Annotated in this window: 24 protein-coding genes, 1 tRNA gene and 1 other RNA gene; 12 read left to right on the plus strand and 14 right to left on the minus strand. The window is 68.0% G+C overall.

What is annotated here, in order from left to right:
• Position 1: 1 nt before the first annotated feature.
• From AB0E56_RS12235 to AB0E56_RS12255, 5 genes are all read right to left on the minus strand, one after another.
• Positions 2 to 1,804, minus strand: a complete 1,803-nt coding sequence (locus tag AB0E56_RS12235) for an acetolactate synthase large subunit (RefSeq protein ID WP_359799259.1) — start codon at positions 1,802 to 1,804, stop codon at positions 2 to 4.
• A 51-nt stretch (positions 1,805 to 1,855) separates the two neighbouring features.
• Complete coding sequence (gene ilvD, locus AB0E56_RS12240; RefSeq protein WP_359799261.1) at positions 1,856 to 3,574, minus strand: dihydroxy-acid dehydratase; 1,719 nt, start codon at positions 3,572 to 3,574, stop codon at positions 1,856 to 1,858.
• A gap of 9 nt (positions 3,575 to 3,583) precedes the next feature.
• Positions 3,584 to 4,381 carry a trehalose-phosphatase gene (otsB, locus tag AB0E56_RS12245; RefSeq protein ID WP_359799263.1) on the minus strand — a complete coding sequence of 266 codons (798 nt, stop codon included), beginning with the start codon at positions 4,379 to 4,381 and terminating at the stop codon, positions 3,584 to 3,586.
• Between the two features lie 52 nt (positions 4,382 to 4,433).
• Positions 4,434 to 5,840 (minus strand): trehalose-6-phosphate synthase, encoded by a 1,407-nt coding sequence (locus AB0E56_RS12250; RefSeq protein ID WP_359799264.1) that lies wholly within the window; start codon positions 5,838 to 5,840, stop codon positions 4,434 to 4,436.
• Between the two features lie 68 nt (positions 5,841 to 5,908).
• Positions 5,909 to 7,165 (minus strand): MFS transporter, encoded by a 1,257-nt coding sequence (locus AB0E56_RS12255; protein WP_359799266.1) that lies wholly within the window; start codon positions 7,163 to 7,165, stop codon positions 5,909 to 5,911.
• A gap of 207 nt (positions 7,166 to 7,372) precedes the next feature.
• Between AB0E56_RS12255 and AB0E56_RS12260 the strand changes: the two genes are divergently transcribed.
• Complete coding sequence (locus AB0E56_RS12260) at positions 7,373 to 8,578, plus strand: PLP-dependent aminotransferase family protein (RefSeq protein WP_359799268.1); 1,206 nt, start codon at positions 7,373 to 7,375, stop codon at positions 8,576 to 8,578.
• Between the two features lie 9 nt (positions 8,579 to 8,587).
• Complete coding sequence (locus AB0E56_RS12265; protein ID WP_359799270.1) at positions 8,588 to 8,887, plus strand: hypothetical protein; 300 nt, start codon at positions 8,588 to 8,590, stop codon at positions 8,885 to 8,887.
• 24 nt (positions 8,888 to 8,911) lie between these two features.
• Here AB0E56_RS12265 and AB0E56_RS12270 read toward each other — a convergent pair whose 3' ends face one another.
• The 3 genes from AB0E56_RS12270 to AB0E56_RS12280 are packed head-to-tail and all read right to left on the minus strand — an operon-like array spanning position 8,912 to position 11,533.
• Positions 8,912 to 10,096 carry an acetyl-CoA C-acetyltransferase gene (locus AB0E56_RS12270; RefSeq protein ID WP_359799271.1) on the minus strand — a complete coding sequence of 395 codons (1,185 nt, stop codon included), beginning with the start codon at positions 10,094 to 10,096 and terminating at the stop codon, positions 8,912 to 8,914.
• Positions 10,093 to 10,758 (minus strand): CoA transferase subunit B, encoded by a 666-nt coding sequence (locus AB0E56_RS12275; RefSeq protein WP_359799273.1) that lies wholly within the window; start codon positions 10,756 to 10,758, stop codon positions 10,093 to 10,095. Before AB0E56_RS12275 ends, AB0E56_RS12270 begins: the two co-directional genes overlap by 4 nt.
• A gap of 1 nt (position 10,759) precedes the next feature.
• Positions 10,760 to 11,533, minus strand: coding sequence for a CoA transferase subunit A (locus tag AB0E56_RS12280; RefSeq protein WP_359799274.1), 774 nt, complete (start codon positions 11,531 to 11,533; stop codon positions 10,760 to 10,762).
• A gap of 105 nt (positions 11,534 to 11,638) precedes the next feature.
• Here AB0E56_RS12280 and AB0E56_RS12285 point away from each other — a divergent pair, with 105 nt between their 5' ends.
• The 4 genes from AB0E56_RS12285 to AB0E56_RS12300 all read left to right on the plus strand — a co-directional run bounded on the left by AB0E56_RS12285 (position 11,639) and on the right by AB0E56_RS12300 (position 14,683).
• Positions 11,639 to 12,427, plus strand: a complete 789-nt coding sequence (locus AB0E56_RS12285; protein ID WP_359799276.1) for an IclR family transcriptional regulator — start codon at positions 11,639 to 11,641, stop codon at positions 12,425 to 12,427.
• A 36-nt stretch (positions 12,428 to 12,463) separates the two neighbouring features.
• Positions 12,464 to 12,898 carry a MarR family transcriptional regulator gene (locus tag AB0E56_RS12290; RefSeq protein WP_359799277.1) on the plus strand — a complete coding sequence of 145 codons (435 nt, stop codon included), beginning with the start codon at positions 12,464 to 12,466 and terminating at the stop codon, positions 12,896 to 12,898.
• Entirely contained in the window at positions 12,895 to 14,124 is a 1,230-nt protein-coding gene (locus AB0E56_RS12295) for an MFS transporter (RefSeq protein ID WP_359799278.1), read from the plus strand. Before AB0E56_RS12290 ends, AB0E56_RS12295 begins: the two co-directional genes overlap by 4 nt.
• Before the next feature lie 76 nt (positions 14,125 to 14,200).
• Complete coding sequence (locus AB0E56_RS12300) at positions 14,201 to 14,683, plus strand: YbaK/EbsC family protein (RefSeq protein ID WP_359799280.1); 483 nt, start codon at positions 14,201 to 14,203, stop codon at positions 14,681 to 14,683.
• Between the two features lie 66 nt (positions 14,684 to 14,749).
• On the opposite strand, the gene AB0E56_RS12305 is transcribed toward AB0E56_RS12300, so the two are convergent.
• Positions 14,750 to 15,100 carry a metalloregulator ArsR/SmtB family transcription factor gene (locus tag AB0E56_RS12305; protein WP_359799282.1) on the minus strand — a complete coding sequence of 117 codons (351 nt, stop codon included), beginning with the start codon at positions 15,098 to 15,100 and terminating at the stop codon, positions 14,750 to 14,752.
• 238 nt (positions 15,101 to 15,338) lie between these two features.
• Between AB0E56_RS12305 and AB0E56_RS12310 the strand changes: the two genes are divergently transcribed.
• A complete protein-coding gene (locus AB0E56_RS12310) occupies positions 15,339 to 15,737 on the plus strand; it encodes an arsenate reductase ArsC (RefSeq protein ID WP_359799283.1) in 399 nt (132 codons plus the stop codon).
• A gap of 71 nt (positions 15,738 to 15,808) precedes the next feature.
• Here AB0E56_RS12310 and AB0E56_RS12315 read toward each other — a convergent pair.
• Positions 15,809 to 15,881: transfer RNA gene (locus tag AB0E56_RS12315), tRNA-Lys, on the minus strand.
• Between the two features lie 154 nt (positions 15,882 to 16,035).
• Here AB0E56_RS12315 and AB0E56_RS12320 point away from each other — a divergent pair.
• The 4 genes from AB0E56_RS12320 to AB0E56_RS12335 all read left to right on the plus strand — a co-directional run bounded on the left by AB0E56_RS12320 (position 16,036) and on the right by AB0E56_RS12335 (position 18,106).
• Positions 16,036 to 16,833 carry an inositol monophosphatase family protein gene (locus AB0E56_RS12320; protein WP_359799284.1) on the plus strand — a complete coding sequence of 266 codons (798 nt, stop codon included), beginning with the start codon at positions 16,036 to 16,038 and terminating at the stop codon, positions 16,831 to 16,833.
• A 20-nt stretch (positions 16,834 to 16,853) separates the two neighbouring features.
• Positions 16,854 to 17,423: a hypothetical protein gene (locus tag AB0E56_RS12325; protein WP_359799285.1), complete on the plus strand. Its 570-nt coding sequence runs from the start codon at positions 16,854 to 16,856 to the stop codon at positions 17,421 to 17,423.
• Positions 17,424 to 17,509: 86 nt separating this feature from the next.
• The gene (locus AB0E56_RS12330) at positions 17,510 to 17,869 is read left to right on the plus strand and encodes a hypothetical protein (RefSeq protein ID WP_359799288.1); all 360 of its coding nucleotides are present in this window, start codon (positions 17,510 to 17,512) and stop codon (positions 17,867 to 17,869) included.
• Between the two features lie 33 nt (positions 17,870 to 17,902).
• On the plus strand, positions 17,903 to 18,106 hold the full coding sequence (locus AB0E56_RS12335) for a hypothetical protein (RefSeq protein ID WP_359799289.1): 204 nt from the start codon (positions 17,903 to 17,905) through the stop codon (positions 18,104 to 18,106).
• An 18-nt stretch (positions 18,107 to 18,124) separates the two neighbouring features.
• Here AB0E56_RS12335 and AB0E56_RS12340 read toward each other — a convergent pair whose 3' ends face one another.
• The 4 genes from AB0E56_RS12340 to ssrA form a co-directional block, all read right to left on the minus strand.
• On the minus strand, positions 18,125 to 18,577 hold the full coding sequence (locus AB0E56_RS12340) for an acetyltransferase (protein ID WP_359799291.1): 453 nt from the start codon (positions 18,575 to 18,577) through the stop codon (positions 18,125 to 18,127).
• Between the two features lie 587 nt (positions 18,578 to 19,164).
• The gene (locus tag AB0E56_RS12345; RefSeq protein WP_359799292.1) at positions 19,165 to 19,773 is read right to left on the minus strand and encodes a hypothetical protein; all 609 of its coding nucleotides are present in this window, start codon (positions 19,771 to 19,773) and stop codon (positions 19,165 to 19,167) included.
• A 46-nt stretch (positions 19,774 to 19,819) separates the two neighbouring features.
• Positions 19,820 to 20,728 (minus strand): AraC family transcriptional regulator, encoded by a 909-nt coding sequence (locus AB0E56_RS12350; RefSeq protein ID WP_359799294.1) that lies wholly within the window; start codon positions 20,726 to 20,728, stop codon positions 19,820 to 19,822.
• Between the two features lie 259 nt (positions 20,729 to 20,987).
• Positions 20,988 to 21,357: a transfer-messenger RNA gene (gene ssrA, locus AB0E56_RS12355) on the minus strand.
• 140 nt (positions 21,358 to 21,497) lie between these two features.
• On the opposite strand from ssrA, the gene AB0E56_RS12360 reads away from it, so the two are divergent.
• Positions 21,498 to 22,163, plus strand: a complete 666-nt coding sequence (locus AB0E56_RS12360) for an SIMPL domain-containing protein (RefSeq protein WP_359799295.1) — start codon at positions 21,498 to 21,500, stop codon at positions 22,161 to 22,163.
• The last annotated feature ends 4 nt before the right edge of the window (positions 22,164 to 22,167 follow it).

The following is a 22,167-nucleotide window of genomic DNA, read 5'->3' on the forward strand; positions in this document are numbered from 1 at the left end:
CTCAGTCCTCCTCGTCGAATGCGGGCGCGTGGTCGCGGGCGTACTGGACGTAGCTGTTGCTCACGCCCTGCGGCACCATCGGCCACACCATGGAATCGGCACTCACCACGAAATCGATCACCACGGGGCGGTCGTTCGTCTCCAGTGCGAGCTTGATGGCGGCGTCGACCTCCTCCTCCTTCTCCACACGGATCGCGAGGCAGCCGTAGGCTTCGGCGAGCTTCACGAAGTCGGGGATGCGGATCGTTCCGTGCCCGGTGTTAAGGTCGGTGTTCGAGTGACGTCCGTCGTAGAACAGCGTCTGCCACTGGCGCACCATGCCCAGAGACGAGTTGTTGATGATCGCGACCTTGATCGGGATGTCGTTGATCGTGCAGGTCGCGAGCTCCTGATTGGTCATCTGGAAGCAGCCGTCGCCGTCGATCGCCCAGACCGGACGCTCGGGCTCGGCGACCTTCGCCCCCATCGCGGCGGGCACCGAGTACCCCATCGTGCCGGCACCGCCCGAGTTCAGCCAGGCATTCGGACGCTCGTACTTGATGAACTGCGCGGCCCACATCTGGTGCTGCCCGACGCCCGAGGCGAAGATGCCCTCGGGACCCGTCAGCTCGCCGATCCGCTGGATCACGTACTGCGGGGCGAGGAGTCCGTCTGTCGTCGGTGCATACCCGAGCGGGAACTCGGTGCGCAGCCCATCGAGGTACGACCACCACTCCTCGATGTCGGGCTTGGCACCGGCGGCCGCCCCGCGGAACGCGGCATCGAGGTCGATCAGCACATCGCGGACGTCGCCGACGATCGGGACATCGGCGGTGCGGATCTTGGAGATCTCGGCCGGATCGATGTCGACGTGCACGACCTTCGCGTTGGGAGCGAACAGCGCCGCCTTGCCCGTGACGCGGTCGTCGAAGCGAGCCCCGAGCGAGACCAGGAGATCGGCCTCCTGGAGCGCCAGCACCGCGGGCACCGTGCCGTGCATGCCGGGCATGCCGAGGTGCTGCGGGTGCGAGTCGGGGAAGGCACCGCGCGCCATGAGCGTGGTGACCACCGGTGCACCGGTCGACTCGGCGAGCTCGAGCAGCTCCGCCGACGCCTTGCCGCGGATCACACCGCCGCCGACGTACAGCACCGGCTTCTTGGCCTCGGCGAGCAGAGCCGCCGCGGCCTGGATCTGCTTCCCGTGCGCCTTGGTCACCGGACGGTAGCCGGGCAGATCGATCTTGGGCGGCCACACGAAGGGTGCCGTCGCCTGCTGGGCGTCCTTCGTGATGTCCACGAGCACGGGGCCGGGCCGGCCCGTGCCAGCGATCTCATAGGCTGCGGCGATGGCACCGGGGATGTCTGCGGCGTCCTTCACCAGGAACGAGTGCTTGGTGATCGGCATCGTGATACCCACGATGTCGGCCTCCTGGAACGCATCCGTCCCCATCAGCGTCGAGAACACCTGGCCGGTGATGGCCAGCATCGGCACCGAGTCCATGTAGGCGTCGGCGATCGCGGTCACGAGGTTGGTGGCCCCGGGGCCCGAGGTCGCGATGCACACGCCGACCTTGCCGGATGCCGATGCGTAGCCCTCGGCCGCGTGTCCTGCACCCTGCTCGTGGCGCACGAGGATGTGGCGCAGCTCGGAGGCGTCCATGAGCGGGTCGTAGACGGGGAGGATCGCTCCCCCGGGAAGCCCGAACACGTCGGTGACGCCGAGCAGCTCGAGGGAACGGACGACGGCCTCGGCGCCGGTGATCTCCGGCGCAGACGATTGACGGGCGGGCGGCCGCGGCACGGCCGGGGCGGAGTCAGCAGTCATGACTTTCCTTCTGGTGATCTGTGGAGGACGCCGGATGACGGGGCGTCCTGGTCAGCCGGTGGTCGCTCCCTCGGCGGCGGACCGCACGAGGCGCGAGTACTTGGCAAGAACGCCTCGGGTATAGCGCGGGGGAAGCGGCTCCCAGCCAGAGCGGCGGGAGGCGAGCTCTGCCTCATCGACGAGTAGATCGAGAGAGCGAGCTGCGATATCGACCCGTATCAGATCACCATCGCGCACGAAGGCGATAGGACCTGCGTCCACCGCTTCGGGTGCTATGTGGCCGATGCACAGGCCGGTTGTGCCGCCTGAGAATCGTCCGTCAGTCAAGAGTAGTACATCTTTTCCGAGCCCCGCGCCCTTGATGGCCGCGGTGATCGCGAGCATCTCGCGCATGCCGGGTCCGCCCTTCGGACCCTCGTAGCGGATCACGATGACCGTGCCAGGCTCGATCTCGCCCTCGGCGACGGCATCCATCGCGGCACGCTCGCGCTCGAACACGCGAGCGGGCCCTTCGAAGACGGCCGCATCGAACCCGGCGGTCTTGACGACGGCTCCCTCCGGGGCCAGCGAGCCGTGCAGGATCGTGAGGCCGCCGGTCGCGTGGATGGGGTTGTCGAACGTGTGGATGACCTCGCCGTCGATCGGCTGCGGGTCGAGGTCTGCGAGGTTCTCGGCGAGCGTCTTGCCCGTGACGGTGAGCGCGTCACCGTGCAGCAGCCCCTCGTCGAGCATCGCCTTCATGATCACGGGGATGCCCCCGTGGCGATCGACGTCGTTCATGACGTACTTGCCGAACGGCTTCATGTCGGCGACGTGCGGCACCTTGTCGCCGATGCGGTTGAAGTCGTGCAGGCTCAGCTCGACGTCGGCCTCACGGGCGATCGCGAGCAGGTGCAGCACCACGTTCGTCGAGCCGCCGAGGGCCATCGCCAGCGCGATCGCGTTCTCGAACGCCTCCCTGGTGAGGATGTCGCGGGTCGTGATGCCCTGACGCAGGAGGTTCACGACGGCCTCGCCCGAACGGTGGGCGTAGTAGTCGCGGCGGCGGTCGGCTGCGGGCGGGGCGGCCGAACCCGGGAGGCTGAGCCCGAGGGCCTCCGCCACGGAGGCCATGGTGTTCGCGGTGTACATGCCGCCGCACGCGCCCTCACCGGGAGCGATGGCGCACTCGATGCGCTTGAGGTCCTCCTCGCTCATGAGGCCGGCACGGCAGGCGCCGACCGCCTCGAACGAGTCGATGATCGTGACGTCCTTCTCGGTGCCGTCGGAGAGCTTGACCCAGCCGGGGGCGATCGAGCCGGCGTAGAGGAACACGCTCGACAGGTCGAGGCGCGCGCTCGCCATGAGCATCCCGGGGATCGACTTGTCGCACCCGGCGAGCAGCACGGACCCATCCAGGCGCTCGGCCATCATGACGGTCTCGACCGAGTCGGCGATCACCTCTCGTGACACGAGGGAGAAGTGCATGCCCTCGTGGCCCATCGAGATGCCGTCGGACACCGAGATCGTTCCGAACTGCAGCGGGTAGCCCCCGCCGGAGTGCACGCCCTCCTTCGCGCCCTGCGCGAGCCGGTCGAGGCTCAGGTTGCAGGGAGTGATCTCGTTCCAGCTGGACGCGATGCCGATCTGCGGTTTGTCCCAGTCCGCGTCCCCCATGCCGACGGCGCGGAGCATGCCTCGGGAGGTCGTGGCCTCGATGCCGTCGGTGACGACGCGGCTGCGGGGCTTGATGTCGATGGGCGCGCGGGTGGAGGGATCATGCGAGGACATGACGAGAGTCTATTGCTGTGCGGAGGTGCGTTCGTCCGCGAGCGCCTCCAGAAGCGCAGCGATCTGTTGTGGACTGTCCACACGGAGTGTCGCGGCGCTCTCCCCCGGACCCACGCGGACGCCGAGGTCGCCGGCTCCGAGCACGCGCATCGCGTCCTCGTCGGTGACATCATCGCCGGCGAACAGGATGCCGGTCGCGTCGAACCGCTGCCGGAGGGCTCTCATCGCCGCGTCCTTGCCCTCGGCGCGGGAGGAGAACTCGAGCACACGGTGTCCTGCACGTCGTCGCCAATGCGGGAACCGCTCGCGCACCAGCGCGTCGATCTCCGCGAAGACACGCTCCTCGGTCTCGGGGTCCGCCCGACGCGTGTGCACACCCATGCCGAAGGTCTTGGGTTCGAACTCCGCGCCCTCGTAGCGGTCGATGATCGGCTTCGCGGCGGCCCAGAGCTCTTCGCGCGTGCCGTCCTCCTCGGCCTGACCTCCCGCGTCGGTGTCACCCTCGCCGGGGAACCAGTATTGGACGCCGTGCGATCCCGCCAGGGCGATCGCCGAGTCGTCGGTGTGCTCGGTGATCACCCGGAGGTCGTGCATGCTGCGCCCAGACACGTAGGCGACGACGGTGTCGGGCAGCGCAGCGAGTCGTTCGACCTGGGCGGTGACCTCCGGCAGCGCCCGCGCCGCCATCGGTTCGGGGACGAGCGGGGATGCGGTGCCGTCGAAGTCGAGCGCGACCACCAGGCGCGGTGTCGCGGCCAGCGCTTCGAGATCGGCGTCAGCGGTTCCGGGGGTCCAAGGGCGCGTCACGGCGTCTCCAATCACAGCGGGGTGAACCGCGTATCGCGGGGGTCGGGGGATGTCAGCGGGCCCGCACTTCGGCGAGTGCGGCGAGGAACGAGGAGGACCAGGCGTCGACGTCGTTGTCCAGGACACGTCGGCGCAGAGATCGCATGCGACGCCCCTGTTCGGCTGGGGGCATCTCCACCGCCGTCATGATCGCGTCCTTGAGACCCTCGATGTCGTGCGGGTTGACGCGCACGGCCTGGCGCAGCTCGTCCGCGGCCCCGGTGAACTCGCTCAGCACGAGCACACCACGGTCGTCGACGCGGGTGGCGACGTACTCCTTGGCGACGAGGTTCATCCCGTCCCGGAGCGCGGTCACCAGCATCACATCCGCAGCGAGGTAGAGCGCGACCATCTCCTCGCGGGGATAGCCCTGGTGAAGGTAGCGGATGGCGGAGTGGCCCATCGTGTCGGTGTCGCCGTTGATCCGGCTGACCGCGAGTTCGATCTCGTCCCGCAGATGCACGTAGGCGTCGACGCGTTCACGGCTGGGGCTCGCGACCTGGACGAGGGTCACGTCCTCGACCTTGAGTCGTCCTTCCGCGAGCAGTTCGCCGTACGCCTTGATACGGTGCCGGATCCCCTTGGTGTAGTCGAGCCGGTCGACTCCGAGCAGGATGCGCTTCGGGTTGCCGAGGCTCGCGCGGATCTCGGCGGCGCGCGCACGCACGTCCTCGCGCGCAGCGAGTTCGAGGTACGGCGTGGTGTCGATGGAGATCGGGAAGGCGCGCGCCAGCGCGGTGCGCACACCGTCGCCCTCCGGGACGGCGATGTTCGGTCCTTTGACCTCGTAACGGAGTCGACGGCGGACGGCCGTGAGGAAGTACGTCGCGTCCTGCGCCCGCTGGAAGCCGATGACGTCCGCCCCGAGCAGGCCTCGCAGCACCTGGTCGCGCCAGGGCAGTTGCGCGTAGAGACCATGTGCGGGGAACGGGATGTGGTGGAAGTACCCGATCGTGACGTCGGGGCGGAGTTCGCGGACCATCTGCGGCACGAGCTGCAGCTGATAGTCGTGCACCCAGACGGTGCCCTCTTCGGCCACGACAGCGGCCGCCGCCTCGGCGAACCGGCGGTTCACCGTGACATACGCCTCCCACCACTCGCGGTGGTACTGCGGCGGAGCGATCACATCGTGATACAGGGGCCAGATCGTGTCGTTCGCGAAGCCTTCGTAGTACTCCGCCACCTCCTGGGCGCTCAACGCGACCGGAACGAGGTCGATCCCGTCGGCTTCGAACGGAGCGAGGTCGACATCGGCCTGCCCCGGCCAGCCCACCCAGGCGCCGTTCGCGGTGCGCATCATCGGCTCGAGAGCCGCCACCAGCCCCCCGGGGGACGTGCGCCAGATCTCCTCGCCGTCAGGTCCCTCCACCCGGTCGACGGGCAGCCGGTTTGCGACGACGACGAAATCTGCAGCGGTCAAGTGGGGGCTCCTCACGCCAGCGGTTGACTCCAACCTATCGAGGAAGGCGCGATAGTGCCGCCGTGGCCTCAGCCCTTGACAGGTCGGCCGGCGGGATGCTGTGCGCTGAGGAACCAGTTCGCCACGCCGGCGGCGAAGGCGATGAGAGCCGCGACCATCGGCAGGACGAGTGCCGCGGAGGTACCGATGCTCTCCGCGATCTCCCCCGCGACGGCCGCACCGATCGACTGCCCGACGACGACTCCCGAGCCGAGCATCGTCATCACGGTCGCCGAACGGCCGCGCGGGCTGCGCGCGGCGCCGAAGCTGTACTGGGTCACCAGGGTCGGGCCGATGCCGATCCCCATGATCGCGAGCGCGACCATCATGGTGCCGGGAGAGTCGACGAAGCCGAGCAGCAGCGTGCCCGCCAGCAGGATGCCCGCGAAGACGAGCCACCGAGCGCGCATCGAGAACCGGGCGGGCAGCCAGGCGACACCCAAGGCGAGAAGCGCCGAGCCGACGCCCATGACCCCGTAGAGGAGACCGGCCTGCTCCGGCGCACCTCGGTCCGCCATGAACGACGTGAGCGAGGTGAGCATCGTGCCGAAGAAGATCCCCACCCCCAGTATCCCGAGGACGACGATCAGCACCGCGGGTCGGAACAGCTCGGAGACGGCCGACGGCGCGTGGCCGTGCGCGTCCCGATCCTGCGAGACGTGGCGGCCACTGGGGTGCAATGCGAAGGCACCGACGAACACCACAGTGAGCGCCGCGGCTCCCACCAGAGGTGCCCATGGCGCGATCGCGGACGCGAGGATGCCGACCAGGAACGGCCCGAACACGAACACCGTCTCGTCCGCAGCGGACTCGTACGCCATCGTCCCCGAGACGGTCTTGTCACGTCGGGATTCGGGCATCCGCTCGCCGATGATCGTGACCAGGCGCGACCGCGAGAGCGGGGCCACCTGCGGGGCTGTCGCACCGATGCCCACCGCCGCCAGAAGCACGAAGCCGTCCGACGTCGCGCCGTAGACGACGGCGGTGAACAGCAGGAGCATCGCGCCGTTCGCGAGAGCGAGCACCACGAGTACGACCCGCTGGCCGAAGCGGTCCGCCGCGGCGCCGAGGAGCGGACCGAAGCACGCGGTCCCCAGCCCGACAGCGGCCGAGGTGAGTCCGCCGAGCGAGAGGGAGCCGCGCGCCGAGACCACCACGGTCAGGACGCCGACGACCATCATGGCGAACGGGAGCCGCGCGATGAAGGCGATGAGGAAGTAGGGCAATCCCGCGAGACGGAGAAGGCTCGGTTCGGAGGTGCGCTGAGGTGCTGTTGCGTGTGTCATGGCTCTCACGCGTCGACGACGCGGTGTCGGGTGCCGCCGCTGTCCGTCGGATCGCCGACGGCCGGTAGATACACGGTGTGCGGCCGCGGGCGAGCCGCGACGGTCCCAGGATAGCGGACGCTCCCGAGAGCCGGCCCTGAGACGATCGATGCGCGACGGGTCTAGTCTGGCGTCACCCCGCACCCACGCGTTCCGAGGAGGATCCCCGTGCCCACAGCGCCGCAGGCCGCCGTCCCGACCCTCGATCTTCCCGCGCGGTCGCAGCGCGTGGGGAGTGCGAAGACCTCTCCGGTGCGGGACCTGCTGGCACTCACGCAGCGTCCAGAGGTCATCTCGTTCGCCGGAGGACTCCCCGCACCCGAGCTGTTCGACCTCGAGGGGATCCGGAGCGCGTTCGATGCGGCACTGAAAGCCCCCGGTGCGCTCCAGTACTCCACCTCGGAGGGAGACCCGCGCCTGCGGGACGAGATCGCAAGGCGCTACACCGCCGGCGGGCTTCCCACGGAGGCCTCCGACCTGATCGTCACGACCGGCTCGCAACAGGGTCTCGGACTCATCTCGACGGCGCTGATAGATCCGGGCGACATCGTGCTGGTGGAAGAGCCCTGTTACCTCGCAGCGCTGCAGACCTTCGCGCTGGCGGGTGCTCGGGTGATCGGTGTTCCCTATGTGGACGACGAACTCGATCTCGACGCCCTGGAGCAGCTCGCCGCCGAGCACCGGCCGCGGTTCTTCTACTCCGTGCCCACGTTCCAGAACCCCACCGGCCGGACGCACGATGTCGCGGCCCGCAGCGGGATCGCGGACATCGCTCGACGCCGGGGGTTCCGCATCGTCGAAGACGAGCCCTATCGCGAGCTGCGTTACTCGGGCGATCCGCTGCCGTCGCTCGCCGAGTACGCGCCGGAGCACGTCATCAGTCTCGGGAGCTTCTCGAAGGTGATCGCCCCCGGCCTGCGCATCGGCTGGGTCAGGGCGACTCCGGACATCCGCCCCTCGATCACGATCGCCAAGCAGGCTGCGGATCTCCACACCTCGACCGTCGACCAGGCGGCTGCAGCGCACTACCTCGCCTCCGGCCGCAGCGATTCCGCGCTCGCACGCATCCGGGAGGCGTACGCGGCTCGACGTGATGCGATGCTCGATGCCCTCCCCGAAGCACTGCCTCCCGGGAGCACGTGGAACCGACCGGACGGGGGCATGTTCGTCTGGGCGCGACTGCCGGAGGGGCTCGATGCCGCGGAGTCGCTCTCGCGTGCGTTGACCAACGACGTCGCCTACGTCCCCGGCCTCTCGTTCTACTCCGGAACCCCGGATCCGCGGACGCTCCGTCTGTCGTTCACGACGTACACCCCTGCCAGGATCACCGCGGGCTTGTCAAGGCTCGGTGCGAGCTGGGGTACGGGAAGGTAGCGTTGGGGAATGCGCTACCTCTTCAGCACCGGACTCGTCGCTGCGATCTCCGCAGGGATCTCGCTGTTGCGGGGCAGCCGCGAACAGCCCATCACGTGGCGCGCCATCCTCTCGTGGGTGAGTTGGGGCATCACGATGGCGCTGGCCGTGGGTGCCGTGGTCGATATGAACCGCGAACGACGCGGCGTGCTCGTCGATGCCGACTCCCCGCAGTCCGTCAAGAAGGCGAAGAAGGCCCAGCGACTCCAGTTCCGCTCGCAGAAGGCGCTTGCCGACACTCAGGACCACGCCAAGGACGCTCGGCGCTGACACCGGGCGCCCTCGGCCTAGGACTCACCGCGTGAGGATCAGCGCTTCTCCCTGACCTCCGCCACCGCACAGCCCGACCGCCGCGGTCCCGCTCCCTCGGCGCACGAGTTCGTGGACGGCGTGCACGACGAGGCGATTGCCCGATGCACCGATCGGATGTCCGATCGCGATGCCCCCGCCGTGCACGTTCACGATTGCGTCGTCGAGGCCGAGTTCGACCTGTGACCGCGCCACGACGGCGCCGAAGGCCTCGTTGATCTCCACGACGTCGAGCTCAGACGGAGCGATCCCCTGCTTCTCGCACGCGCGCTCGATCGCCCTCGCCGGCTGGGCCTGCAGCGAGTTGTCGGGTCCGGCGGTCTGACCGCTCGCCCCGATCGTCGCGAGGACCGGCCAGTTCCTGCTCTCGGCGGTGCGCCGCGTCGTCACGACCACGGCGGAGGCGCCGTCGGAGATCTGAGAGGAGTTTCCCGCCGTGATCGAGCCTCCCTCGGTGAAGGCCGCTCGAAGCCCGGCGAGGGTCTCTTCAGTCGTGTCGGGGCGGACGCCCTCGTCCTTCGTCACACGCACGGGCTCGCCGCGCCGCTGCGGCACCTCGACGGGGACGATCTCCGCGTCGAACACTCCGGCTTCCTGTGCCGCGGCCGCGCGTCGGTGCGACAGCGCCGCGACCCGGTCCTGGGCCTCGCGCGTGAGCTCGTACCGCGCGTTGTGCCGCTCGGTCGAGGCGCCCATGCTCTCCCGGTCATAGGCATCCGTGAGTCCGTCGTACGCCATGTGGTCGAGGACCTCCACGCTGCCGTATGTCCAGCCGTCCCGCGATCCGATCAGCATGTGCGGGGCGCGGGTCATCGACTCCATGCCCGCAGCGACGACGACCTCGGCATCGCCCGTGCGGATCATCCGTGCCGCGTCGATGATCGCGGTCAGGCCCGAGAGACAGACCTTGTTCACGGAGTGCGCCGGCACGTCCCAGCCGATACCGGCGCCGATCGCCGCCTGACGCGCCGCGTTCTGTCCAGAGCCGGCGGCGAGCACCTGCCCGACGATGACGGCGTCCACCGCCGCCGGGTCGACGGCACCCTGCGCGAGGGCTCCGCGGATCGCGAGAGCTCCGAGCTGCGGGGCCGTGAAGGCGGCGAGCTGGCCCTTCAGCCGCCCCTGCGGGGTGCGCGCCGCAGCGACGACGACGACATCGTTCTCCGTCATGATTCCTGGGTCCTTCCGTTGAGTAGAGCGGGGTCGAGGGCGAGCGGCGGCTCCGTGGCGGTGATGACCTCTTCCACGGTGACTCCCGGCGCGGTCTCGACGAGCACGAGTCCTGCGGCCGTGACGTCGATCACGGCGAGGTCTGTGATGATCCGGTCGACCACTCCCCGACCGGTCAACGGCAGGGAGCACTCGTCCACGATCTTCGCGGTGCCGTCCTTCGCGACGTGCTCCATGAGCACGATGACCCGACCGGCTCCGTGCACGAGGTCCATGGCGCCGCCCGGTCCCTTGACCATCTTGCCGGGGATCATCCAGTTCGCGAGGTCGCCCGTCGCGGACACCTGCATCGCACCGAGGATCGCGGCATCGATCTTGCCGCCGCGGATCATGCCGAAGCTCGTCGCCGAGTCGAAGAACGCGGCGCCTGGCAGCGTCGTGACCGTCTCCTTGCCCGCGTTGATGAGGTCCGGGTCGACGGCGTCCTCCCGCGGGTATGGGCCGACCCCGAGTATGCCGTTCTCCGACTGGAGCACGACCGTCACATCGCTCGGCACATGGTTCGGCACGAGCGTCGGAAGGCCGATGCCGAGGTTGACGTACGAGCCGTCCAGGAGCTCCGCGGCCGCCCGCGCGGCCATCTGGTCTCGGGTGAGTGCCATCTCAGACTCCTTCCGTGGCGACGGTGCGCCGTTCGATGCGCTTCGGGATGTCGACACCGACCTCGACGATGCGATGCACGAACACACCTGGCAGGTGGATCGCGTCGGGGTCGAGTTCGCCAGGCTCGACGAGCTGCTCCACCTGGGCGATGCAGATGCGTCCGGCCATGGCCGCGAGCGGGTTGAAGTTCCGGGCGGATTTGTTGAACACGAGGTTGCCGTGCCGGTCGCCGCGAAGCGCGTGCACGAGCGAGAAGTCGGTCGTGATGGCCTCTTCGAGAACGAAGTCACGCGGAGTGCCGTCGACATCGAAGGTCCGCACGTCCTTCACCGGCGACGCGACCGCGACGCTGCCGTCAGGGTTGTATCTGCGCGGCAGTCCTCCCTCGGCGACCTGGGTCCCCACTCCTGTCTGCGTGTAGAACGCGGCGATGCCGGAGCCTCCTGCTCGGAGCTTCTCCGCGAGGGTGCCCTGCGGCGTGAGCTCGAGTTCGAGTTCGCCACTCAGGAACTGCCTCTCGAACTCCTTGTTTTCCCCCACGTACGACGACGTCATCTTGCGGATGCGCTGCGCGGCGAGCAGAACGCCCAGCCCCCAGTCGTCGACGCCGCAGTTGTTGCTCACCACGCTGAGGTCCTTGGTCCCCTGCGCGAGCAGCGCCTCGATAAGGGCGATCGGGTTTCCGGAGAGCCCGAACCCGCCGACTGCCAGCGAGGAGCCGTCCGGGATGTCGGAGACGGCTTCGGCGGGAGAGCCCCATTGCTTGTCGATCACGTCTGCTCCTTCGGAATCGTGTCTTCTCCCAGCATCCGCCCTCCGCGACCACCCGCCCCCGTCCGATCTTGCGATGTGGGCAGATCCGGACATAGGGTCCACGATATGGAACCGACCTCCCGCTCCGTGCCCGGTGCGCAGGCGATCGCCCGCGCGGCGCGACTGCTCCGCCTCGTGACCGCCGCCGGCGCCGACGGAGCGACGTTGCAGGAGCTCGCCCGTGCAGCCGACCTGTCGCGCTCGACCGCCCACCGGCTGCTGAGCGCCTTGAAGCTCGAAGGACTCGTCGACCGGGAGGACGAAAGCACCAGGTGGATGCCCGGCCCCGAACTCTTCCTCATGGGATCCGTGGCAGCCGCACGATATGACGTGACGGCACTCGCGCGCGATGTGGTGCGCTCTCTCGCCGTCAAGACCGAGGAGAGCGCGTTCTTCTCGGTGAGGAGGGCGGACGAGACGGTGTGCCTTCTCCGCGAAGAGGGTTCCTTCCCGATCCGCTCGTTCGTCCTGAGCGAAGGCGTCAGGTTCCCCCTGGGCGTCGCCAGCGCCGGCCTGGCGATCCTGTCGTTCCTTCCCGACCACGATGTGGACAGCTATCTGGAGGGACACCCTGAACTCGAGGGCCGGTGGGGACGCTCACACCGTCCATCCGCTCTGCGCGCGCGCCTCGCCGAGACCAAGGAGCGCGGATATGCGGTGAACCCCGGCTTGATCGTGGAGGGCAGCTGGGGAATCGGGGCCGCGGTGTTCGATCGTTCCGGGCGCCCGGAGTGGGCGCTGAGCCTGACCGGAGTCGAGTTCCGGTTCGGGCCCGATCGCATGGCAGACCTCGGACGCACCCTCCTCGCCCACGCGCACCAGCTCTCGGCCCGGATCGCCGGCACCCGACGATAGGCCAAAATGCATACCATCGGGTATATACTTGTTGGTATGAATCGCTCGGAGGTCATCTCGTCCCTGGTCCTCTCGGGGTACGCACTGGGCCGCATCGCCGCGCAGGACGCCGGCAACGAGGCCCCGGCCGCCCAATGGCGCGTCCTGAGTCTGCTGGAGCAGGCGGGGTCTCGCCGAGTGGGCGAGCTCGCCCTGGCCGCCCGCACCACGCAGCCCGGCATGACGCGCCTCCTCGGCGGTCTCGAGCGCGAAGGACTCGTCCTCCGCTCCCCCGACCCCGACGATTCTCGAGCGACGGTCGTCGACATCACACCCGGGGGCGCTTCGGCACTCGCGGAGTGGCGCACGGAGTTCCGCGAGACACTCGCCCCGAGGTTCGCCGCGCTCACCGATGACGACTGGTCGGCCCTCACCCGCGCTGCGGAGATCCTCGCCGCGCACACCACTGATCGAACAGGAGAACCCCGGTGAACACCCCCGCCACCCCCTCGGTGTGGAAGCAGCCGGCGCAGGTGTGGGCGGTCGCCTTCGCCTGCGTCGTCGCCTTCATGGGAATCGGCCTCGTCGACCCGATCCTCCCCGCCATCGCGGAGTCCCTTCAGGCGTCACCCGTCGAGACGGAGCTGCTGTTCACCAGCTACCTCCTCGTGACGGGGCTGGCCATGCTCGTGACCAGCTGGATCTCGAGTCGCATCGGTGCGAAGGCCACACTGCTCATCGGCCTCGCACTGATCGTCGTCTTCGCGCTGCTCTGCGCGCTGAGCGGCAGCGTGGACGCGGTGATCGGTTTCCGCGCAGGCTGGGGACTCGGCAACGCCCTCTTCATCTCCACCGCCCTCGCGACCATCGTCGGGGCGGCGTCCGGCGGAAGCAGCGCGGCGATCATCCTGTACGAAGCGGCGCTCGGTCTCGGCATCGCTGTCGGCCCGTTGCTGGGTGGCCTCCTCGGTGAGCAGAGCTGGCGCGGGCCGTTCTTCGCGGTCGTCGCCCTGATGGCGATCGCCTTCATCGCCGTGCTCGTTCTCCTCCGCGGCCCTGGCGAGAAGCGCACGCCCGTCCCGTTCTCGGCGCCGTTCGTCGCTCTTCGCCGACCGGCTCTCGCGATCCTCGCCGTCACGGCACTGTTCTACAACATCGGCTTCTTCGTGCTTCTCGCGTTCTCCCCGTTCCCCCTCGGCTTCGGCGCAATGGGCATCGGGTTCACGTTCTTCGGCTGGGGCGTGGCACTGGCGGTCACGAGCGTCTGGGTGGCGCCGGTCCTGATGCGCCGGATGGCCCGCACGCGCATCATCCTCGGCGTACTGCCGCTCCTCGCCGTCGACCTCATCGCCGCTGGACTCGTAGTGGGCAGCCCCGCGGCACTCGTGACGTGCATCGTCATCGGCGGCCTACTCCTCGGCGTGATGAACACCGTGCTCACGGAGGCCGTCATGGAGGCGACCGACCTTCCGCGCTCCGTCGCATCCTCTGCCTATTCCGCGGTGCGCTTCCTCGGCGGCGCGATGGCTCCTCCGATCGCCGCACTGCTGTGGCACGCGTTCAACGCCACGGTGCCCTACCTGTTCGCCGCGGCTTCGGTGCTGCTCGCCGCGCTGACGATCTTCCTCGGGCGGCGTGTGCTCGCTCACATCGACGATGCTCCGGCAGATCCGACCACCGAGGATGCGGCAGCGATCCTCATCGGCGACGCGGCCTGACTTCTCCGCCAGAGACCGGACCGGATCATCGCGATCCGGTCCGGTCTTCGCTGTCAGCGGTGGGTATCGTGGGGCGATGAGCGACGACGTACTCCTCCCCGAACGCAGCCGACTCGTGCGCGCGCACCTGGCCGAAGCCGGGATCGAGGCCGCCATCCGTGTTCTGCCCGATTCGGCACGGACGGCAGCCGAGGCAGCGACCGCCGTCGGGTGCGATGTAGCGGCGATCGCGAACAGTCTGGTGTTCCTCGCCGACGGCGAGCCCGTGCTCGTGATGACCAGCGGAGGACACCGCGCGGACCTCACCGTCCTCGCCGCGAGCATCGGCGCCGCGGAGGTGTCGATGGCGCCGGCGTCTGTCGTCCGCGCCGCCACGGGGCAGGCGATCGGCGGCGTCGCCCCCGTCGGGCACCCGTCTCCGCTGCGCACCTACCTCGATGACGCGCTTCAGGATCACGACACGCTATGGGCAGCCGCCGGACACCCGCACACCGTCATGCCGTTGACGTTCGCCCAGCTGCAGCGGCTGACCGACGGGACGATCATCGCGGTCGCGTGACCTCGCGGACTTCTGGACCCGGCTGAAGAACACGACGCCGCAGGCACGGGCAGGCCCTGGAGCGGTCTACACCGTGGCCAGGAGCCCGGCGATGCCATCGAGAGAGCCCGGCACGAGCCGGTAATACGCCCAGGTGCCACGCTTCGACCGCGTGAGGAATCCCGCCTCGGCGAGGACGCGGAGGTGATGCGACACTGTGGGCTGCGAAAGCCCCAGGGGTTCCGTGAGGTCGCATACGCACGCCTCGCCACCCTCGTGCGCCGAGACCATCGAGATCAGCCGCAGTCTCGCGGGATCCGCCAGAGCTCGCAGCGTGCGCGCCAGGGACTCCGCGTTGTCCTGCGCTATCGGTTCCCGCGTCAACGGAGCACAGCACGCTTGAAGATCGCGGACAGGGAGCAGTTCACCGACGGGCATGAATATAGACTCTCATGAATATTGACAGTCGTCTATGTTTATCGCACACTGGCTCATGCATCGATAGACATCGATGAAAGGAGGTGAGCATGATGGATACCGACACCCTCTGCATCGAGCTGGGCTGCCCGCCCGAACTCGACCAGGAGTGCTGCCCGCCGGGCTGCTGCTGACATCGCCGGTCGTCCCTGAGTGCACCAGGGACGACTGCACACGCCTCGACCAGAAAGAGACCGAAATGCGCGAGACCCCGACCGTGCTGTTCGTGTGCGTCCACAACGCCGGCCGTTCGCAGATGGCCGCAGCGTACCTCCGTGAGCTCGCAGGCGAACGGGTGCGCGTCCTCTCCGCAGGCAGCGAGCCCGCCGACCGGATCAACCCGGTCGCGGTAGCGGCGATGACCGAGGACGGCATCGACATCACCGAGAACACCCCGCAGATCCTCACGACCGACGACGTGCGGGTCTCCGACGTCGTCATCACGATGGGGTGCGGCGACGCCTGCCCGATCTTCCCCGGCACGCGCTACGAAGACTGGCAGCTGGACGACCCGGCCGGCCTCGACCTGCCCGCCGTGCGCCCCATCCGCGACGACATCAAGCTCCGCGTCACCGCCCTTCTGGACGACCTCATCTGACCGTTCCCAGTGAGGCCTCGATAGACGCAGAAAAGCCTCGGAGACTGGCGAGAGTCTCCGAGGCTTATCCGTGCACCCCCTGGGACTTGAACCCAGAACCCACTGATTAAGAGTCAGTTGCTCTGCCGATTGAGCTAGAGGTGCCTGGCCCGGGATAACCCCGACCGAGGAATTACATTACCAGCCGCGCGGCCCCACACGAAATCGTGGCGCCCCCGGGCGCGCCTCACCGGCGCTGACGTCGAATCCTGGCCTTTAGGCTCTCCGACGCCGTGATGGCGACGACTATTCTGAGAGGGTGACCGCCTCCCCCCTCACCGATGACCTGCGCCACGATCTCGATCTCGCGCTCCGCCTCGCGGATGCCGCCGACGCGCAGTCGCTCCCCCGGTTCGAAGCGGCCGACCTCGAGATATCGACCAAGGCCGACAACTCCCACGTCACCGACGCGGACCTCGCGACCGAACGGGCCATCCGCAGCATTCTCGAGGCCGAACGGCCCGATGACGGGATCTTCGGCGAGGAATTCGGCGCGCAGGGAAGCACACACCGGCAGTGGATCGTCGACCCGATCGACGGGACGGCCAACTTCCTGCGCGGAGTCCCCTTGTGGGGAACGATGATCGCCCTGGCTGTCGACGGCGTGCCGCAGGTCGGCGTCGTCAGCATGCCCGCGCTCGGGCGTCGTTGGTGGGCGGCCACGGGCGCCGGGGCGTGGACAACCGTCGGAGCCGAACCCCGTCGAATCCAGGCCTCCGCGGTGTCGTCCCTCGACGATGCGAGCGTGAGCTTCCAGAGCATCGCACAGTGGTCGGATGCCGGGCGGCTCGACTCCCTGCTGAAGGTGGCCGGTCACGTCTGGCGCGATCGCGCCTACGGAGATGTGTATTCGTACATGCTCCTCGCCGAAGGTCGACTCGAGATGGTCGCGGAGTTCGATGTCAAGGAGTACGACATCGCCGCCGCCGTGCCGATCGTCCGGGAGGCGGGCGGCAGGATGACCGCGGCCGACGGGACTGAGACGATCTCGGCGCGCTCGACGCTGGCGACCAACGGCCGTCTCCACGACGACTTCCTGCAGCTCATGAACGACTGATCCGAACCACGAGGCCCGCGATGATCCCCCGCATCACATCCGCCGCCGCGGGCGTCCTGCTGATCATCGTCGTGCTCGCAGGGTGCGGTGCACCCGCAGATCCATCCGCGACCCCGACGCCCGACGGGATCGTCCGAACGCCCGCGCCGACGCCCGCCCCTGTGATCTCGAGCGCCCCTGAGATACCCGCGGCAGAACTCACCTGCGAATCCATGATCTCCGACGGAACGGTCGCCGCCCTCACGGAAGCCGGGTGGACATCGCAGCCCAAGGAGTTCATCGTCGGCGGCGTCGAGCTCACGGACGGCATGCTGTGCTTCTGGGCCGACTACAGCGTCGCCTCCGATCACGGTCAGCTCTATGGGTGGTCGGCGTTGAGCGCGGATGATGCCGCGGACGCTCAAGCAGGTCTCCTCGCCGAGGGCTGGAAGCGCGAGGACGGTCCGGATGGGGTGTATTTCACCGAGGACCCGCAGTACGCCATGGGCCTGGATGACGACGGGTACGGGATGACGTACCTGTTCGGAGACGGTTGGGTGAAGTTCGCAGACACACGGCAAGGTCTGATCCTCGTCGAGTGGGCGGGCTGACGGCACGCGAACCCCCGGCCCTGATACTCTCTCCTCGCACCGAGACGTCACGCTGACGGGGCGCCCCATCCACCGAAGGATCCCCATTGTCTGAAGACCGCGCGCTCGCCGAGCGTTCCGCCATCTCTCGCCGCACCCTCCTCGGCGCAGCCGCCTGGTCCGTTCCCGTTGTCGCTCTCACGGTGGCCGCTCCAGCACGCGCCGCCAGCGGAGGCCTACTCGACGCCGACGAGGTCGTGCTGACCTTCACCGGCCCGCAGTGGAGCTCCGAGTTCGCGTTGAGCGGGCAGCTCTCGATGTCTCCGGCTGCGTCGTCCCCCACAGACGTGACGGCGACCATCACGTGGCAGGGCACGGGCGCGAACGCCGGTGCCGAAGGGCTGTACCTCTACAAGGGCAACATCCCCGGTGGAGACGCCGGCATCATCGGATGGACCGTTCTGTAGGGGGCACCAGACGATCAGCTTCATCGCACGTTCGTGTTCGGCACCACCGTCGCCCCGGACGCTGCGGCGGTACCGACGGTGTCGAGCTATGACGGGGACACCGCCAGCGCTTTCATGTTCGGGGCCGAGACCGCGAACGGCGGAAGTGCCTTCTGGGACGGCATCATCACGATCCGGTTCTCCGCGCCGGGGTATGCCGACGCGGTGCTCACCGCGGCCTATACCCAGGACGTCTGAGCCGGGTCAGCCGACAGGTCAGGAAGGCTCGCCGAGCTTCATATGGAGCAGCGGATAGGGACGGCCGGCTTCGTCGGTCTCGCTCCGGTCGACGACCTCGAATCCGCGGTGGAGATAGAAGCCGACGGCTGAGTCGTTCTGCTCGTTCACATCCACCTTGGTGACTCCGTGCTCGGTGATCGCATGACGCAGAAGGGCTGTGCCGATGCCGCCGCCGCGCTGTGCCGCGTCGACGAAGAGCATCTCAAGATTCCCGTTCAGGACTCCGGAGAATCCCGCCGGTCGACCATCGAGGTCTGCGACCGAGAGAGTGACAGCCGGGAAGTAGTCGGACTGCAGGTGGCTCTGGATCTCGTCGCGGTGAGCATCCGTGAGGAAGGGGTGTGTCGCATCCACGGCGCTGCGCCAGATCGCAACGAGTGCCGGATACTCCGCAGCTCCGATGGAGGGCCGGATACTCACTGCGGTCATGATGCGTTCCCTCCCGGGCGCAGAGTGGTCATCCATTCAGTCTGGCATCGTTCGCGGGTCGTTCACACACGGCAGCGACCCGATGCCAGACCCCGCCAGATCGCGAGCAAGACACACCCCGCCCGAAATCAATCGCCCTTCAGCGACGCGCGGCGTCAGCCGACGCACCATCGTCAAGGGAGCGGCGTGGTCCGCGCCGGTGATCGCCGTCGCGATCGCGACCCCGCTGACAGCCGCTTCCGTCGGCGTTGCGGGGCCGGCGGTCATCGCGACATCGGGGAGCCCGACCGACACCGTCACCCTCACGACGCCGTGAAGAATCTCTCTGTGATGCATGACCTGGGGGCGGGTGTCGAAACGGGGCTACCCGAAGCGGTCCGCACCATGGTCGCTCCCGCGATCATTCCCTGAACCGGTGCCCTCAGCAGACACGAGACCTCCGAAGGCGTTCGACGTCACCGGGGAGGCCGCGACTGCAGATCGGGGACGCAGCGGCCGGGTCCCGTGACCGTGGACCTCGGCTACCCGTGGCAGAAGACCCCCGCGCGGCGTTGCCGGCGGGGGTCTTCTGTTCATTCCATGTATCGCTAGGGAACCCGCGAGCCGGAGGTCTTCTCGCTGAGGAACTCCGACGACAGCGACGTGTTCACGTACGTGGGAGTCAAAGCTCCGCCGCCCGAGGGGTACAGCCACACGACCGGAAGCGGCACGGTGTTCGCCGCTCCGTTGAGGATGCCGGCGTACGTGTACTCGACCAATCCAGAGGTGCCCTCGGCGGGAGGTGCGCCGACCCGCACCCAACCGTTCAGAGCGCGCTCCTCCAGCCGGTAGCTGGTCGGATCGGAGACGCCGTTGCCGGCACCCCACTGCACCGTCACCGTCACCGTTCCGGAGCGGTACGTGCCTGCGGGCACGGAATCGCCGGTGTCTGGATCGAACGCGTCGAACCCGACGTTCTGGCCGGTGTTGACCTGGACGCGGTTCGGCTGAGTCAGCGTCCACGTCTGCACGGATGTGCCACCCTGCCACACGGACAGTCCGCCGCCGGGAGCCGGCTGCGGCTCCGGGACGCTGGCCGCTGCGAGCGGTGTGGCCACGACGGCCGCGACGACCGGCACCGACCATGCGGCGGCCTTGACGACCGTGCGGCGGTTCACGCGCACGGGCGTGGTCGCGCTGCGGATCTCCTCTGTCATTGGTTCTCCCCTGAGTGCATCGCGTGGACGTTTCCGCGCGTCGTGCTCAGTGTGTCGACCGATGCAGGTGACGTTCCGTGTCCACGTGAGAGACGTCGTCTTCGGTGCGCATCTCGTCGAGTTCGGTATGGGAACGACCGGCTTCCTGAGCGACGCGTCGTACTCGACCCGGAGAAGCAAACCCTTCCTGAGCGAAGGCTCGCGCGAGACTCGAGTCGTTCGAGAACCCCGAATGCTCGGCGATCGCAGAGACCGTCATGACGTCATACGCCCGGTCGGTGAGGAGCCCCGCAGCGTGCTCGACCCGTTTCCGGCGGATCTGTCGGCCCACGGTGGTAGAACGGGCAGCGAACGCACGTTCCAATTGCCTCAGCGAGATGCGCACGTCTCTTGCCACCACGCGAGGAGACAGCTCGAAGTCGGACAGACGCGCCTCGATGACTGCGACAGCGTCGGCGAAGTGGTCACGGGTGCGCGCTCTTGGCCGGGCTTCGCCGCCTTCGACAGAGACTCCGATCACCATCTCGATCAGCAGCCGCTCCAGGTAATACGTCTCGAAGCTGCCGAGCGCATCCGGGGACGTCGTCGCTTGGCGGGCGAACGCGAGCGTGGCCTTCAGCAACGCGCTGTCGGGACGTACCGGTCGGACCTCGCTCGGCGCGGGAGCAGCAGTCGCAAGCCCTTCTGCGGGCACGAGCACAGAGAAGAGTTCGAGGTTTGCTCCCACGGCGGTCGGTGGAAGAATCTCATGCCTGACCAAGAAGGCATCTCCAGGCGCGAATCGACGCGCCCCACCCGCCGAGGCGACGTCGATGCTCCCGCTCTCGACCATATGCAGGCCGACCAGCTCTGAATCGCCGGGAAGCGGCGCTGAATGAAGATCGACAGACGCGACGAACTCGCGGACCTTGATCGCGCCGAACGTCGCGATGGTCCGCTGGCTTCTCAACGGCATGTCGCATTCCCCCACGCGCGCTTATCGAGCGTGCTCCCCTGATCCCCAGATGCGAAACCGTCCTCGACTCCACTTCAACTGATCGTAGGGGTAATAGTGACAAAAGACATCTCACCCTTGGACCAAAGTCCATTTCGGGGAAGCATGCCTCGCCGGGCCCATCCCGCGCGACTTGCGCCACAGTCGTCCACAACGCAAGAAAGGCCCGCCTCCCTAGTGATCACTAGGGAGGCGGGCCTCTTGTTGAGTGACAACGGCTTGGTGGAGCTGGGGGGAATCGAACCCCCGTCCAACGCTGAGTCTCCACGCCTTCTCCGGGCGCAGTCTGTGAATGCGTTCTGCTCGGCTCCAACCTTTGTCACAGACACCTAAGTCGACGAGCCCAGCCTGGGAAAAGTCCCACGTGACGTCCAGACGCCGTCACGCAGCAAGATTCCTAGATGACGCCAGGATCCGTATCGGAATCACATACGGCCTGACGGACTATCGGGCTCGCTTATGCAGCGAGGGCGAAGTCGTTGCGCTTGGTTTCGGCAACTATTTTTTTGCAGAGAGCGTTTACGAGATAACTCTGCATCCTCGGCCCGCTTCTCGTGGATTCACAGGCGCTGTCGAAACCGATCAGCCCCGTGGTCCTTCTCTCGAAGGAGCCGCTGTCACACTGTGGAATTGTCATCTCGAGCGTGAAACACCCGAGCATCACAGACTACAACGTTCGACGCCGCTGCGCCATTCCGCGCTGCTCCTACGGCAGGCGTAGAGTCGCCCCATGAGCGAAGTCACAATCACCGTCCGAGGAGAACACGAAGCTCGCGTCGCCCCCGAACGCGCCACGGTCCGCGTGAGTGTGCGGACCGAAGGCGCCGGGCGCCAGGAGGTCGTCTCGAGCGTGATGCAGCTCGCCGAACCGATCCGCAACAGCATCACCGAACGTGCGGACGGCGGCGGCGTCGTCGAGTGGAGCAGCACGCAGCTGGCCGTGCGGGCGGAGCGCCCGTGGAACAGCGAGGGCAAACGCCTCGCGCCCGTCCACCACGCGAGTATCGACTTCACGGCGACTTTCGCGGATGCGTCCGAACTCTCGCTCTGGGTGACGGACGTCTCCGCGTCGGACGGAGTCGAGGTGGGCTGGGTCGACTGGCACCTCACCGCGGCGACTCGCACGCGCGTCGAGCAGGAGGTTGCGGCCGAGGCTGTCCGCGTTGCCGCGATCCGCGCCAGAGCGTACGCGGGGGCTATCGGACTGAAAGACATCATTCCCGTCGAGATCGCCGATGTCGGGTTGATCTCGACGGGTCAGCCGTCGCAGGGGGCGCCTCTGATGAAGGCTCGTGGCGGAGTCGCATTCGCGGCCGATGCCGCACCGGCGATGGAATACGAGCCACAGGAGATCGTCATCTCCGCGACAGTCGAGGCGCGGTTCCTCGCGCGTTGAGGGG

The organism is Microbacterium sp. NPDC028030 (assembly GCF_040637855.1).
Lineage (GTDB): Bacteria > Actinomycetota > Actinomycetes > Actinomycetales > Microbacteriaceae > Microbacterium.